The organism is Blautia sp. KLE_1732_HM_1032, from assembly GCF_025147905.1.
Classification (GTDB): domain Bacteria; phylum Bacillota; class Clostridia; order Lachnospirales; family Lachnospiraceae; genus Blautia_A; species Blautia_A fusiformis.
On sequence record NZ_CP102266.1, the window covers coordinates 1,915,595 to 1,930,837 of the forward strand.

The 15,243-nt window shown below is 42.4% G+C and carries 17 protein-coding genes and 1 pseudogene; 3 read left to right on the forward strand and 15 right to left on the reverse strand.

The window, feature by feature from the left end; genetic code table 11:
• Positions 1-147: 147 nt before the first annotated feature.
• The 6 genes from NQ489_RS09145 to NQ489_RS09170 all read right to left on the reverse strand — a co-directional run bounded on the left by NQ489_RS09145 (position 148) and on the right by NQ489_RS09170 (position 5,343).
• Entirely contained in the window at positions 148-1,005 is an 858-nt protein-coding gene (locus NQ489_RS09145; protein ID WP_021651979.1) for a macro domain-containing protein, read from the reverse strand.
• A complete protein-coding gene (locus NQ489_RS09150; protein WP_024852766.1) occupies positions 1,002-1,610 on the reverse strand; it encodes a hypothetical protein in 609 nt (202 codons plus the stop codon). The genes NQ489_RS09145 and NQ489_RS09150 overlap by 4 nt, the downstream gene beginning before the upstream one ends.
• Before the next feature lie 391 nt (positions 1,611-2,001).
• Positions 2,002-2,508 (reverse strand): ABC transporter ATP-binding protein, encoded by a 507-nt coding sequence (locus NQ489_RS09155; protein WP_330670988.1) that lies wholly within the window; start codon positions 2,506-2,508, stop codon positions 2,002-2,004.
• A gap of 135 nt (positions 2,509-2,643) precedes the next feature.
• Positions 2,644-3,543 (reverse strand): sensor histidine kinase, encoded by a 900-nt coding sequence (locus tag NQ489_RS09160; protein ID WP_021653125.1) that lies wholly within the window; start codon positions 3,541-3,543, stop codon positions 2,644-2,646.
• Positions 3,536-4,213 carry a response regulator transcription factor gene (locus NQ489_RS09165; protein WP_021653126.1) on the reverse strand — a complete coding sequence of 226 codons (678 nt, stop codon included), beginning with the start codon at positions 4,211-4,213 and terminating at the stop codon, positions 3,536-3,538. Before NQ489_RS09165 ends, NQ489_RS09160 begins: the two co-directional genes overlap by 8 nt.
• Positions 4,214-4,386: 173 nt before the next feature.
• Entirely contained in the window at positions 4,387-5,343 is a 957-nt protein-coding gene (locus NQ489_RS09170; protein WP_021653127.1) for a helix-turn-helix domain-containing protein, read from the reverse strand.
• A 488-nt stretch (positions 5,344-5,831) separates the two neighbouring features.
• Here NQ489_RS09170 and NQ489_RS09175 point away from each other — a divergent pair.
• Positions 5,832-6,063 (forward strand): annotated as a pseudogene (locus NQ489_RS09175) (DUF6061 family protein).
• A 342-nt stretch (positions 6,064-6,405) separates the two neighbouring features.
• Here the strand turns inward: NQ489_RS09175 and NQ489_RS09180 are convergent.
• From NQ489_RS09180 to NQ489_RS09195, 4 genes are read right to left on the reverse strand one after another with little or no spacing between them, the layout of a single operon-like run.
• Positions 6,406-6,702 (reverse strand): hypothetical protein, encoded by a 297-nt coding sequence (locus NQ489_RS09180; RefSeq protein WP_021653130.1) that lies wholly within the window; start codon positions 6,700-6,702, stop codon positions 6,406-6,408.
• Between the two features lie 4 nt (positions 6,703-6,706).
• On the reverse strand, positions 6,707-7,471 hold the full coding sequence (locus NQ489_RS09185; RefSeq protein WP_021653131.1) for an ABC transporter permease: 765 nt from the start codon (positions 7,469-7,471) through the stop codon (positions 6,707-6,709).
• Positions 7,472-7,487: 16 nt separating this feature from the next.
• Positions 7,488-8,213, reverse strand: a complete 726-nt coding sequence (locus tag NQ489_RS09190) for an ABC transporter permease (protein ID WP_021653132.1) — start codon at positions 8,211-8,213, stop codon at positions 7,488-7,490.
• A complete protein-coding gene (locus tag NQ489_RS09195) occupies positions 8,210-8,974 on the reverse strand; it encodes an ABC transporter ATP-binding protein (protein ID WP_118617161.1) in 765 nt (254 codons plus the stop codon). Before NQ489_RS09195 ends, NQ489_RS09190 begins: the two co-directional genes overlap by 4 nt.
• 142 nt (positions 8,975-9,116) lie before the next feature.
• On the opposite strand from NQ489_RS09195, the gene NQ489_RS09200 reads away from it, so the two are divergent.
• Complete coding sequence (locus tag NQ489_RS09200; RefSeq protein WP_044961761.1) at positions 9,117-9,818, forward strand: response regulator transcription factor; 702 nt, start codon at positions 9,117-9,119, stop codon at positions 9,816-9,818.
• 4 nt (positions 9,819-9,822) lie between these two features.
• Positions 9,823-11,187 carry a sensor histidine kinase gene (locus NQ489_RS09205; protein WP_021651944.1) on the forward strand — a complete coding sequence of 455 codons (1,365 nt, stop codon included), beginning with the start codon at positions 9,823-9,825 and terminating at the stop codon, positions 11,185-11,187.
• A 145-nt stretch (positions 11,188-11,332) separates the two neighbouring features.
• Here the strand turns inward: NQ489_RS09205 and NQ489_RS09210 are convergent, their stop codons facing one another.
• The 5 genes from NQ489_RS09210 to NQ489_RS09230 form a co-directional block, all read right to left on the reverse strand.
• The gene (locus NQ489_RS09210) at positions 11,333-11,746 is read right to left on the reverse strand and encodes a sigma-70 family RNA polymerase sigma factor (RefSeq protein WP_044961763.1); all 414 of its coding nucleotides are present in this window, start codon (positions 11,744-11,746) and stop codon (positions 11,333-11,335) included.
• 397 nt (positions 11,747-12,143) lie between these two features.
• On the reverse strand, positions 12,144-12,605 hold the full coding sequence (locus tag NQ489_RS09215; RefSeq protein WP_044961764.1) for a hypothetical protein: 462 nt from the start codon (positions 12,603-12,605) through the stop codon (positions 12,144-12,146).
• A gap of 5 nt (positions 12,606-12,610) precedes the next feature.
• Positions 12,611-13,426 carry an ABC transporter permease gene (locus tag NQ489_RS09220; RefSeq protein ID WP_021651948.1) on the reverse strand — a complete coding sequence of 272 codons (816 nt, stop codon included), beginning with the start codon at positions 13,424-13,426 and terminating at the stop codon, positions 12,611-12,613.
• Between the two features lie 12 nt (positions 13,427-13,438).
• Positions 13,439-14,233: an ABC transporter permease gene (locus NQ489_RS09225; protein ID WP_021651949.1), complete on the reverse strand. Its 795-nt coding sequence runs from the start codon at positions 14,231-14,233 to the stop codon at positions 13,439-13,441.
• Entirely contained in the window at positions 14,226-15,152 is a 927-nt protein-coding gene (locus tag NQ489_RS09230) for an ABC transporter ATP-binding protein (RefSeq protein ID WP_044961765.1), read from the reverse strand. Before NQ489_RS09230 ends, NQ489_RS09225 begins: the two co-directional genes overlap by 8 nt.
• Between the last annotated feature and the right edge of the window lie 91 nt (positions 15,153-15,243).

Consider the following 15,243-nt stretch of genomic DNA (forward strand, 5'->3'; position numbering starts at 1 on the left):
CTCTTTGACCAGAGACTATGACTCTTCTTTATACTAACTCATTAATTGTACAATAACCAACTCTCAAATTTTTAATCTATATTCAATGAAAATCCTTGATCATATCCTTACTCAAGAAATTTAACAAATAATGTTCTTTTTATCACACTATATTTGAGAATCAATTTTATTTAGCGAAAAATCTCCACTCTTTTTACAGATTATCCTTAATTTATGCGGCAATTTTATTTTATGAGAACTTAACTTATAAGACCAAATCATCATATTAAGTAATTCCTGTTGAGAAATTGATGCCCCCGATCCGCCATCAAAACGAGTTAATCCTGATCCTAAAATAGGTATACATACATCTGTCTGCCCATAATATGTATCTATTTCCTCCCACAATATCGTCAGACATTCCAAATATTCATCACGTGTTAATCTCCCCAATCCCTTTTTATCTAATTTAGCAAATGCCAATAATAAGTCATCTCCATTTGGCACTATTCTGCCTGACTCATACCTTTCCTTATTTTGATACTTCGATCTGCTCTTGATAGGATTTAGTTGCGAACCAGATATTAATGATTGAATATTTAAATTGGGGTTGCTCTTTAAATATTGTCCACAAATAGACGTTGGTTTTATATCAGCAGGCGCATCTCCTACCTTTGTTGAAAAACATTCATCAAAGGTAATTACCTTCTTACATTTTTTTATTTTAAGCAAATCACCGTATTCAACTGTAATCTGATAATTATCCCCCTTCATGCTAACTTTTTTTCGTAAACATAGATAGATTCCATATATAACTGCTACAATCCCCCATACAAGCGCAAAAGCCAACATACGATTTATGATAATATTAATTTCTGAAATATTTATATAAATCCACGCAAATTGTTCAAAAGATTCTTTTGGAATCAACGTAATCTTTTGAAAGACAGCTTCTGGAACAAAGGTAAAAACTGCTGAAATAATTGCAAAAGCATATGCTGCACTCTTTTTAAATAAATTACTCAAAAACCAAGCACCTCTTTTATATACGAGTAATCACCTACCTTGTCCCCTAAAATATTTTTAGTCCAAAAAGGTCTCGCTTCTTTTTCATACGCTTTCATATAAGAAGGAAGCCAGGTCGATTCTTTCCTTGATGAATTATAAACTATAATAATTTTTTTATTTCGTTTTTCAGCTTGTTTAAATTCATGTTTCAAATATGAGTATGAATTAATGCATCCTACATCATCATTTTCACCTGGAGTAGATGTAAAAGCTACTTTACAAGGCTTCGTTCCATTTGTATTCTGCTTATAAGGTGTACAACTACACAAACTTTGACTATTGTTTACCCTTCTACAAGAACTCCCCGCTGTACGTAATGCTGTTTTATCCCCAACCACAAATATAACTGCTGATGAAGCATTAATTTGAGCATTAAACTCTTTTTTCAAATCACATATTCGACAATCAGAATCTTTTGATACACTTCCAGATGCCACTTGAGACATATCAATAAAATCAACTTTATGAAGATTATCCTGTCCCCATTTATTTAATTCTTTCACAACTTCACGATCTCCATCATTTTCAGAATAGTCTGCACTTATGTATACTTGTTTACTCATATATGTGTCCTCCCAGTCTTCATCGTTATTAGCACTCAACCAGGACGAGTGCTAATGATATTGTACTACTAATTAACTGTTATTACAAGTAACTATTTGCTAAAAATTCTTGACCTTTCTAACCAATATCCTCATTCAAAATATACCTTAAACTTCATTAAATCATAAGTACTTAATAACTTCTGAAATCCGAGATAACATATCCAAAATTAAAAATCATAAACAAGAACTTTAATTTAAAAAACCTGCTACAAGGATGTCTTTCCTCATACCAGATATCAATACTTTCTTCCTACTCCATACACATTTTTTCTCATTACTTGTGTATCATGTACCTATATTGTCATGTAATTCTACTGTGTACACGCTATGTACAGTAAGCACATGGGGTTCAGTTTACATCCGCCAAAATTATCGCCGGTCTTGTCACCAATGCCCTGGCTATCGCAGTTCTCTGTTTCTGTCCACCAGACAAAGCAGACGGCATCGCATCTTTCTTATCCTGCAGTCCGATTTTTTTGAGAATATCTTCCACTTCCCGCGGCTTTACCTTGCGATTATCAAGTCCCAGCGGAAGAACGATATTCTCCCACACATTCAGCGATGGAATCAGATTAAAATCCTGAAAGATAAATCCTATCTTCTTTCTTCGAAACTGTGCCAGTTTATCATCTTTTCGAGAATAGATATCGGTTCCATCAATCCATACTTTGCCGGAATCCGGTCTGTCAAGCCCTCCAATCAGATGCAGAAGTGTAGATTTTCCGGATCCGGATGTGCCGACAATTGCAACAAACTCTCCCTTCTTCACACTTAAATCAACTCCATCCAACGCATGAACGGCGTTATTACCGGAGCCATAAATCTTTTTCAGGTCTTTTGCCTGTAAAACCTCCATAAACAAGTACCTCCATGAAAAAATCTGTATGTATGAAAGGAAACGATCCTTTGATACATACAGATTATCGCATAGGATTCTTTCCACATTCTTTCCGGCGGAAAATGAAATCTAACAATTTTGATAGAATTGTTGTTATTTCGGCAGAAATATGGAAAACGTACTTCCTTTTCCCGGAACGGAAGCAACCTTGATATAACCGCCCTCACCGGATATAATCTGTCGGGCAAGGTATAAGCCGATGCCAACCCCTTCTTGTTCCTGAACAGCATTTGAACGATAAAAACGGGAAAATATCTTTGCCTGCTCGTTTTCCGGGATACCTGAACCGGTATCCGATATATCGATCCTTGTAAACATTTCGTAACTTACGGTAGAAATCGTGATTGTTCCATGCTCCGTATATTTGATGGCATTGTCTACAATATTAGCCAGTGCTTCCGCTGTCCATTTGAAGTCAAATGTAGCGGAAATATCTGTGTCGTACAGATATATGGATAATCCTTTTCCAGAAGCCTTGGCGGCATATTGTTCTACTACGCTTTCAAGCAGCGGCTGAAGTGATGCTTGCTGAGGGGAAAGTGAAATGATCCCATTTTCCAGTCTGGAAAGTTTTACGAGAGAATCAATCAGAAATCGTAGCTTTTCCGATTGTTTGTACAGTGCCTCCACGTTTTCCTTTGCCGATGCAGGCAGAGTTTCCTCCATCAAAAGCTCGCTGTATAACAGCAGGTTTGCAATCGGCGTTTTCGTCTGGTGGGAAATGTCCGCAATCAAGGATTTGATTTTGTCTTTTTCCTGTGCCATATTTCGAGAAGATGCTTCTGCGGCAGAAAGATAGTGTGCAAACTTTGTTTCCAAAGCAGACAGCTGGCTTTCATCAAAAGTGATTTCAGAAAAAGAACCGGTCATGGCAGCGTCCAACATCCTTTCGATTTCTTCCATCGTTTTTCTGACCTTTCTCCGCTCCCATAATACAACAGCTGCCGCCGCCAGAAAACACAGCAGTATGATCACGATGCCGCTTTTATTCATCTTTTGTCACCCAGCTATAACCGATTCCATAGACGGTTTTAATGTATTTCTGTGCCCCAAGCTTATCCCTCAGACGCTTGATCGTAACAGACAAAGCATTTTCATCCACATATTCAGCACCATCTGTCCAAATCCTGTCTACAAGGTCTCCACGGGTCATGGTTCGACCACGATTTTCAACAAGCAGACGCAGTAATTTTTGCTCTGTTTTACTCAATTCCACTTTTGAATCTCCCACATAAAAGGTCATTGCTTCAAAGTCAAAGTGAAATAGATCAATATGGATCGGTGCATTTTTATAGCTTGACGCTTGCTTTCGCAGTTGGGTATTCACTCTTGCCCGCAAAACCGAAAGAGAAAAGGGCTTGGTAATGTAATCATCAGCGCCCCTCTCCAGTCCGTCCACGATGTCCAGATCGGTATCATTGGCAGTCAGCAGAATAACAGGAATCCCGGGCATGGTTTCCTTGACCTCCCGTAGCAATTCAAGCCCACTGCCATCCGGCAGATTGATATCTAACAGGATCAGGGATACACCGCCGCAAAGCAGCTGCTCCTTCGCCGTTTTCAGGTCTTTGCAGGAAATGATTTTCCGATCATCTACTTTCAGTGCTTTGCATAAACCTTGATTCAAACCAATATCATCTTCAACAATCAATAATTGCTCCATATATCTCACTCCCTCGTTACTCAAAGGTATTCGGCAAAGTTAATAACAAGACAAAAAAATAACCGCTCCAGCGTGAAGTGAACGGTTATTTTCAATCAATTAAGTATGTGGACTAACCGTCTATCGGCAGCACACTTTTTCTATAATCATATTAGCACGCATATGTGACAATGTCAAAAAATTTCTTCATTCTCTTGGTTATTAATCTCCTTGATCAGCTGTACTGCCTTCTCTGCATCATCGGTTTTCACGAATATATTCACACCATATATTCCAAATCCAGGTGCTCCATGCATTGCAACATTCGCACCTGCTTCCTGGGAAAAAGCTTCTATTTCACTTTGCTTTAACATTTCTACGAGCTGTTCTGTCTCTACTATATTCTGTGCATTATAAATCTTTGTCCATTCTGTCTTAGATTGGGAAGTTTCTTTTCTCTCCTGAACATTTGGTGAATTCTGATTTCTTTTTCGATTAATAAATGCTAAGGTCCTAAGAATAATAAATGACACAATAGTAATACCTATCAGAAATCCCAATGCCAATCGTGTTATCTGTGTTTCTGTAGCTCCCATTCTAAATAAACATGTACCATAGATGACTGTAAAAATTCCTGCACATATTACACTGGTGAGAAAATTCCGCCATATAGTAGCACTTTTTGGCAGGCATTTATCCCATATTCCATTATACACCATAATAGCTACATATAGGATTCCTCCTACTAAGACAGTTACTATCTCTCCCAAAACCAAACGAGTATCCACCATTAATAGCATCTGAATAATAATCGCTAACACACCAATCACAAACATTGATGCAAATGCAAGATTTCCAGCCTTTAATGCTTTTTGTTTCACCCATTCTTCATACACCGCAACTTTGTCCAGTGTTTCTTTCATATCTTTATTCATAGTCTGGCTCCTTTCTCCATCCAGGAGCTCTCTCATCTCAACATCGTAATATTCAGCAAGTTGAACAAGTACACTGAGATCTGGCATATTTATTCCTGTTTCCCATCTGGAAACTGTTCTTGCAGATACCCCAAACTTCTCGGCAAGCTGTTCTTGCGTAAGATTCTTTTCTTTACGACATTGCTTTAAAAAAGCTCCAATCTTTTTTGTATCCATATCTCTACCTCTCTTCCACTTACAGCTTACCAATATGCACCAAAATTACCACGACATAAAACGAGAATCCGTTAATTTTCAACCGGACATCTTATGTCTAGAATAAATAAACGGTATTTTCATACCGAAAACAAATACCTATAATCATTCCAACATTCAAACAAGAAGTATCTCTCGCCCAATGCGCTCGGTCAATTTCGATTGAGATTTCACCTGTTTTAAGAGATTTAATAACTGTTATATTTTGTTATCAAATTCACTGTAAACCATTGAAAACACTGAATTTGTCGCAGGTGAGCTTTCCCTTATTGTTTCCCTTGTGTTATATCGTCCCACCAGTGTTTACAAACTCTGATAAGGGCAAATACAAGGGCAAAAAAATCTGATAACACATTATAACACAAAATGAAAGTGACATGGTGAACTGATTGAAATGCTTCTAATTTTTGTAACTGATGATTGATTGAATGATAAGGAGATGCTATACGATGAGAACGATATTTGCAGAATGCAATCCACACAGAAACAGCATTGATGTTTACTGGTTATATGCTCCGCATTGATTGTTGGGAAGCTGAGAAGGACTTAAAAATCACGCCTGGATCAGACTGTGTATTAGATGCACTTGCTATTGATGAACCACTGGAATATGCAAGATTATATCTTGATGAAAATTTGCAAATGTGGATAGATGCAGAAGATTCATTAGAAATTTTTTGATTTTTAAACAAATACAACAGTTTAAATCACTATTAGCTACAATATTTCCGGAAAATTCATCATTGGTTTGTGTAAACGCAAAGAAAGGGCGTGTCAAATTGTCTGCTCTACGACGGCTTTTTTCTTTTGCCGTCGTCCGGCAGATGGTGTCTGTAGTTAGTTACTGACTATGGCTTTAATTTTTCGGATTAAATCAAAATCCGTTTTGCAGCAATAGTTACCATAGTACAGTTTGGCTTTTTGCTCTAACCTATCGAGACGGAGCAGGCAGTACAAACCAGCAAAGAAACCGCGATCAGGCAGCATCCAATAAATTTCCCAACTCTACGCATAACCGTTTCCTCACTGAACGAAAGTAAGGAACATGGCAAGCGCAACAATTCCCACCATCAGCAACGCCCAAAACGCGCTGATTGCCGTAGATACGATATTGATAACGCTGCGGCTTTCCCTGCTCCGCACACATACCACCGAAAGAATCAGGCCCAGCAGAACAAAAACGATATTGGCTCCGGCCCAAGCGGTTCGGACTCCGTCCGACAGCGAAAGGTGCAGAAGCGATGGGACAAGAGCCGCCAGCGGTAGTATGCTCACAATGAGCGCAGCGATACTAACTGATTGAAGTTTTTTCTTTTCCATAGTTTTACCTCATTTCTTTTTTCCCAAATTGGGTGACAGCCAGCGCGAAAAACAGGCCAAACACTACAATCGCGCATGGCAGGAACGGAAACACCGAAAAAGCGGCGTCGGAAGTTTCTGCTGTAAAGTCATGGAGAGAGCAGGAAACGAGATAACCGCTGTAACAGTACGGGTAGGCGATCCACAGCGGCGTATTCGCAACCAATACACCGGGAATCACAAGCAGCAGATTTAATCCCACAGAAAGAAGCGGTTTTTCAAACAGCACAGTGATGGCCCACATAGCCGCAATGCACGGCAGCATAGTCAGAAACAGCCCCAAGCACCATTTCAGAAGATATAGGATCGGCAGGGTTTCTGTTACTCCCATTGTCTGTGTCGCAATCAGCCCAGCGATTACAAATACGACAAGAAACACCACCATCTCCATAAACAGATAAAAGGTAAGCACACAGAATTTGGCAATGGATAATGCGCAGCGGCTGACCGGTAGCGCCAGCATTTTCAGAATCCCGTTATTTCCTGTTTCTCGTCCTGCGATCATCACGCAAACCACGATCATGCTGAATGGAAGCAGATAGTAGGCGTAAACAAGCGTACTTTGAATAAACATGGCAGGCCACGCATTGGTGTATTCCGGTGTAAAGTAGTTGCTCAAATTCGCAACCCCGGAAATCACCACCAATAAAGGTGCAATGAAAATCAGGGGTACGATTTTGGAGCGTTTTACTTTCATAAACTCGATTTTGAGTAAATCCCAAAAGCTCATTTCTTATTATCCCTCCTTACTCGTAGCGTCTGTACTTCGCCAGCCACAAGCCCACAGCAAGGAACAACAGTGTTTCCACCAAAGCGACAAGGGCAACCGTCGAATCAGGCTGGGCGCTCATGGCTACTGCTGGTTTCAGAATAATCACAAAAGGATGCACCAGCAAAAGCGTCAGCCCCGAATTTGCAAGGGCCATACCACTCAGAAAACCGGCAACACCAATTCCAAGCGGCACCCACATATTTTCAAAGCGCGAGGAAATCAACAGCATAAACGACAGTACCGGCATGGATGTGAGAAAAGAGTATCCGGCAAAGCGTACCAGCGTACCCATCTCAAATGCTCCGTCCGGCAAGTCCGTCATTTCAATCTGTGCAAGTGCCAGGTTTTGCAGCACGATTGCAACCAAAAACATGACCGTCAGAATCAGAAATTTGCACAGATACATGGCTGGGACGCTGACGGGAAGCATATACATCTTCTTTACGGCACTTCCCTTAAATTCCATGTTGTAGATCATGCAGGTAGCAACCACGATACCGAACAGATTCAGCACCATAATCATGCCGTAGAGCTGGGTCAACAAGACATCCATCGGGGCCAGCGGCAAATTCAGAAGTGTGTCTTTCCGCACAATGAAATTGACAAATGCGTAGGCGGCTCCCAAGACACCAACGGCCAGCAGCACGGGAATCACGCCGGTTCGCTTTCCTTTCCGAAGTTCGATTGCCAGCGTTTTCATAATTTTGCCCTCTGCTTTCTGTCCATGTTATCTTTCTCAACCATAGAAAGAAACACATCTTCCAGATTGTCCGCAACGAAGCCGGATTGCAGGGCGTATTGACGCAGATCATTCATGCTTCCCTCAAACAGCAGCCGCCCGTGGTTGAGAATCCCAATGTCATCTGCAATCAATTCGATTTCAGACAGCATATGGGACGAGATCAGCACCGTGCAGTCGTAAAGGCTGGGCAAGGATTTTACCAGATTGCGGATTTCGTGGATACCAGACGGGTCAAGACCGTTTGTGGGTTCGTCCAGAATCAGAATCGGCGGACGCCCCAAGAGCGCCCCGGCAAGGCCCAAGCGTTGCTTCATTCCCAGCGAATACTGTTTTGCCAGCCGGTCGCCAAACTCGGTCAGCCCTACCAGTTCCAGAGCATCTTCCACATCAGCTTTCGGCAGTCCCAAAATGCGGCGGATAATGTCAAGATTTTCCCGCCCGGTGAGATTCGCGTAGAAAGACGGCGCTTCGATGAAAGAGCCGATCTCTTTGAGAATGGCAATCCGATCCTGCGGAAACTGTTTCCCATCAATGGTAAAGCTGCCTTTTGTGGGAGCGGTCAACCCCAACAGCATTTTCATGGTAGTGGATTTGCCTGCCCCGTTCGGGCCAAGAAAACCATAAATGCTGCCCTTGCGAATATGAAGCGAAACATGATTGACCGAAGTGAAGTTCTTATATTTCTTGGTCAAATGTTCCGTTGTAATGATATAGTCCATAGAAACATCTCCTTTCGATGCTTCTATGGTACAACTTCAACCTGACATCTACATTCTCCCGTCCTTACTTTTACCTTACTTTTTGAGGATGCCCTCCGCAGACTTGAAATCCTATGTTATAATACTTTCGGGAGGTGACGCTATGGACAACTCTTTTCTGCATCGGAAGAAGCTCTTGCTTGTAGACGATGAGCCAGATTTGCTGAAAATGGTATCCGATTTTTTAAGCGATGCTGGTTTTGAAACGGTACTTACTGCCGCAACGGTAAAAGAGGCTATAATAACGGCAGAAAAAGAAAAACCCGACTTGATGGTTTTGGATGTCATGCTGCCAGATGGGGACGGCTTTTCCCTGATGAAGCAGCTCCGCACTTTTACAAATGTGCCAATCATCTTTCTGACCGCAAAAGACGAAGCAGCAGACAAGTTGGCCGGTCTTGGCCTTGGAGCAGACGATTATATTTCAAAGCCGTTTATGCCGCAGGAGCTATTACTGCGTGTCTATGCGGTTTTGCGCCGAACTTATAAAGAGGACAGCCCGCGGGTTTTCCTGGATGGATGTACGATTGATTTTAGCCGGGCAGAGGTCAACAAGGGCGGCGAGATTATCCCCCTGACCGCAAAAGAGCATACCCTGCTGGAAACGCTGGCCCGCAACGAGGGAAAGATCGTTACGGTTGACGCTCTTTGTGAAGCATTATGGGGCGACAATCCTTTCGGCTATGAAAATAGCCTGAATGCCCATGTACGGCGGATTCGGGAAAAAATTGAAGCCGATCCCTCAAAGCCCGTTTCCCTGATTACGATCAAGGGGCTGGGTTATAAACTGATTACAAGGAAGTGACGCCATGAAATCTTTTGGAACCTATATTTCAAAGCACTTGGCGTCTTTCGCTGCATTTCTTTTGATCCTGGTAATTGTCAATGTCGTTCTGTATGGCGTGACTTTCTATCACACAGTTTCAGAGGATTACGGAGAAGCGTCCCCGCGCGCCATGCTTGAGCTGACCTCTACTGCGGCTACCACAGAAGGTTTGCCCGATTACGCAGAGCAGAAATTGCGCCAGTACAATATCTGGGCCATGTATCTAACGTCAACGGGCGAATGCTTCTGGCGGCTCGATGTGCCACAAGAAGTGCCGCAACATTACAGCATTCAAGAGGTAGCTTTATTTTCCAAAGGCTATCTGGAGGATTATCCTGTTTTTGTCTGGAGTACAGAGGATGGATTGTTAGTTTTAGGGTATCCAAAGAATAGCTATATGAAGCTCACCAGCAACTACTATTCCATGGAGACTATTCAGAAAATTCCCCTCTATGTGATAGGAATGTTGGGTATGGATGTGCTGTGCCTGTTTTTGGCCTACTATTTTTCAAAACGCAGGATCATCCAGAACACGGAACCGATTGTAGATGCCATTGAAACATTGGCCGATGGCAAACCCGTTTCTCTCCATATTGATAGAGAGTTATCCGAAATTGCGAACAGCGTAAATAAAGCCTCTCTGATATTAAGCAGGCAAAACGAAGCCAGAGCCAACTGGATCAGCGGGGTCTCTCATGACATCCGCACACCTCTCTCCATGATTATGGGGTATGCGGGCCGTATTGCAGAAAGTAAAGCTGCCAGCAAGAGCATCCGTGAACAGGCGGAAATAGTACGGAAGCAAAGTGTAAAAATCAAAGAGCTGGTGCAGGATTTGAATTTAGTATCGCAGTTGGAATATGAGATGCAGCCGCTTCATAAAGAGATGGTTCGCTTATCCAAACTACTGCGATCCTATGTAGTAGACCTGTTGAATACAGGAATTTCCGATAGCTACAACATCGGAATTAAGATCACTCCTGACGCCGAAAATGCTGTGTTGGAATGTGATGCCAGATTGATTTCGCGAGCTGTAAACAACCTTGTCCAGAACAGCATAAAACACAACCCACAGGGCTGTGAAGTCTGCCTTTCGCTTACAACATCGCAAAACTATCTTATCTTGGCGGTTACGGATAACGGAACGGGTCTGTCTGCTGAAAAGCTGCAAGAGCTGGAAGAAAAACCGCATTATATGGAAAGCACAGATGAGCGGCTTGATTTAAGACATGGGCTTGGATTTCTGATTGTCCAACAAGTCGCCATAGCTCATAACGGCAATTTCAAACTTACTAATGTTTTCCCGAAAGGGTGTGAAGCTGCTTTAATATTCCCGTATATTGGATAAACAGGCAAGTACAAATCTATAAGAAAACGCCAGATGCAGAGGTGATACGCCCCTGGATCTGGCGTTTTCTTAATAAGCGCACTTCAAATCGGTATAACCTTCTTATTAACACTGACAAAAAACAGGCGCATCAAATGAAACTTTATCAAAAATATTTTCCGAGCTGTTTTAAGCCACGCCGGATACTGTCTCGGACACGGCTTGGGTCTACACCTTCTACTTCGGCAATTTCGTTTACCGTCATTCCCAGGTAGTATCGGGCATAAATCCGCTTGGCCTGCTTCTCCGGCAGAGCCATCACTGCGATGTAGAGCTGCTCCCGCAGCTGCTTTTCCTCCAGGAGCATTTCCGGCGTCTGGGGCTTCATCAGGATCGCATTTTCAATGCCATTCTCACAATCCAGAGAGTAATGCGCCTTATAATGATACATCCTCCGATCATAGGCAGCTTCTGCACGCTCAGAATCTCTGATCGTCTCCAGCACATCTTCTGTTACTTCTACAAAGTGATCGGTTTTATAAACATCGGGATACAGATCCCGGAGATTGACTTTCTTCATTATGTACCTCCATTTCGATTCACGGGTGGTTAAAGGGTGAACCGAACAGAGATGGGGAACGGTAGCAGCAGACAACTGGAGTATCTCCGAAATAATGGCACCAAGAACAGCCATTATTGTACTGAATTACACGGAACGATAATGCCGATGCAATGTTATACGTGCCCGGGAGGAGCAATGCTTTTTTAACTGATGTAGATCATGCGAGCTTTGAAAAAGCAAACGAGACACGGCAAAATAACCTCCAATCGGCTACCGTGTCCCTGCAAGTCGTCATAGGATTGTGTAAACGCAAAGAAACGGCGGCTCTGAAAATCAAAGCCGCCGTTTCAAATGGGCGTGTCAAATTGTCTGCTCTACGACGGCTTTTTTTCTTTTGCCGTCGTCCGGCAGAGTATTATTCAATATTTAATTCAATGTTTCCAGTGAAATTCTCACATTCAATGCCAATATAATTTCCACCATCAGGAAGTGTAATTGTGTCACTATATGTTCCGGTTGTTTCAAACAAAGTGACTGCTTCATCAGCTCCAGAAATCCAAAATACTTTTGCAGTTCCCTCCGTAACCTCCAGCGCGCAGTCAATAGACAGGTCCTTACCAGCTTCACGCTTTATGGAAGTTCCGCCGAACAAATACTCTGTATCTGAAAAATCCTCATAGTTGGCTGTATAGCTTCCTGTATAATCATCAATTCCTTTTTCTTTCGTACCTTGTAAGGATGAATTTCCGGTAAGCGCTATGGAACCAGCAGACTGAACAATATTGTTATACTGATCGAGAAATTCGTCTTTTGTACAACCTGAAAGCACAGAAGCACCCAATAGTATCAGGCATAATGATAAAACTATTTTCTTCACAGCTATCACCTTCCTTTCCTGCGTACAGCACGCTTTCCTTTTCCCTTGGCATTTGCCTGTTTACGGGATTTCATTTCTTTTTTGTTACTGGACATCAGTAACAACAGCACCGCCCAGAGAACCATGATGCCAACCCCAATGACCGCCAACAAAGGGGTTGAGGATGTGGTTGTTCCGGCATATTCACTCATGTCAAATCCCACTAAAATCAGCGCAGCAGAGAACGGATAGATGCTGGCAAGGATACCACCTTTGAAAAACAACATGCTGTATCCAAGAAAGAACGCCAGAATGGAACCGCCCAGATATGCCCCTCGGATATGCCCAAAAATCAGAATCAGCGGCATACAGACCAAATAGGTCGTCAGAGCTGCTAACACGATCTGCGTACCTCCATGAAAAAACACTTCCGCTGTCAATCCCGATAATCCAACCGTCAAACCAGTAATCAAGGTAATGCCAACGCTGTATATTCCCAGCAAAACTGCAAGCATACCGACTAAAAGTAACTTAGCTCCCAACATTTTCGGCATAGAAACAGGAATTGTCATGATGTTTTTCAGTGTATCATGAGTGGATTCTCTGTCTATAAGCCATCCTCCGATCATTACCAGTGAAATTGGAAGGAATATCTGAGTGTTTCCCCAAACAACATTTTCAAATAGTGCAGAAAAATCATAGTTTGGATTTCGGTACTCCGCCTCCATAATTAACTGGCTTCCATATTGCACCAAAGGACAAAGTGCAAGCGCTACCAACCCTACCAAAAGGATTTGGCACCGGCGCAGTTTCAATAATTCCGATTTTAATAAGTTCCACATAGTCACACCCCCTTAGATTTCCTGACGCCGGTAAACAAATGCAATCAGCGCAAGAAATACAATGGCTTCTACAATAACCACACCAAATACCTGAACACTATTCAGAAAATACGGACTGACCCGTTCCAACAAATCTGCCAACTCCGCACTGGTCTGGCTTTGGTCATAAAATTGAAATGTCCAGCGGAAGGCCAGCGGTCCCGGGAACAGGGTTCCTATGTTCAAACCAAAAGGCTGTGTAAGAAACATATCGTTCATGGAAAGGATATAATTCGCAATCGTATAGAAAAAGGTAATCACAACAGACACGATATAGTTTTTATTAAGAAGAATAACGAGCAGAATGCAGGGAAGTGCGCCAACCCACATAATCAACCCTTCTTCAATCCCAACGCCAAACAAGGTCAAAAAACCAACCGGCTCCCAACCCTGAAACAACAAAACCGCAAGGTTTACCAATCCTCCAACTGCCATAAAGCCAACGGCAAACAACAGTAAAACCAGCATTTTGGACAGCACTAGCTTGGTTCTATTTACCGGTATGGTAACAAGGTTTTTCAGTGTGTCATTATCGAGTTCCTCAAACAACAGATTCGAAGCCAGTATCACAAGAAGTGGCATCAAAAACAAATATGCACTAAGTTGGAATAGGCTGGACATCACTCCATTTACAGCATCCACATCAGTGTTTACATCTGCCAGAAAGAAAGCATAAGCCAATGGCATGAAAACAGAAAGCAGTAGGGAAATAAATACCAATGGCTTCCGTTTCAATTTCAAAAATTCGCATTTGATTAGTTTAAGCAATTCCTTCTCCCCCTGTCACACGCTTGAAGTAATCTTCAAGACTTTCTTCACAAGTATGCGCCTCCGATACCTCCAATCCATTTTCTACAAAGGCAGTTACAATTTTCCCCACAGGTAGATCAAGGTTGTGCAGGCGCAGATTATGGTCGTCCTGTATGGAGAAATGGTTTTCATGGAAATTGAGTTCCAAAATTCTTGCCGCCTGTGCAGTATCAGAGAGCGTAAAACGGATATGTTTACTGCTTTTTTGCTCCAGCTCAGCAAGGCTTTCTTCTTCCAGCAATGCACCGTGGTCAATAATTCCAATATCGTCAGCCAGCAAGGAAATCTCTGAAAGAATGTGACTGGAAATCAAAATAGTTTTTCCTCTTGCGTTGCAAAGCTCCCGAATAAAGGAGCGTACTTCTGCAATACCGATGGGATCGAGGCCGTTGATCGGCTCATCCAAAATCAAAAGCTCCGGATCGTGCATAACGGCAAGGGCGATGGCAAGCCGCTGCTTCATACCAAGAGAATACTGTGAAAAGAGCTTTTTATCTTTGTAGGGCAGTCCTACCAGATCCAGAGCATCTTTGATAGCATGATTGTTTGGTACGCCCCGCAAAGTAGCAAAGATACGCAGGTTCTCTGTGCCGGTCAGATTGGGATAAAAACCTGGGGACTCAATCAGGCTTCCGATACGGGGCAACAGCTTCTTTTCATTCCCTTTCAAAGACTTTCCCCAGATTTTGACCTCCCCGGAAGTCGGCTTCGTTAAGCCCAACAGTATTTTCATGGTAGTGGTTTTTCCGGCTCCGTTTCTGCCCAGCAGACCGTAAATTCTCCCACGCTTCACATGGATATTTAAGTCAGCCACACTCTTTTGTGAGCCGTATTGCTTCGTCAGATTTTTTGTTTCAATGATATAATTTGTATCCATATTCAAAACCTCCTGTTCTGTAAGGTATTCTATCATGCCAACCTTGCATTAACCTTGCCGCAACCTTGCATTAACCTTGCAATTAAGGAAT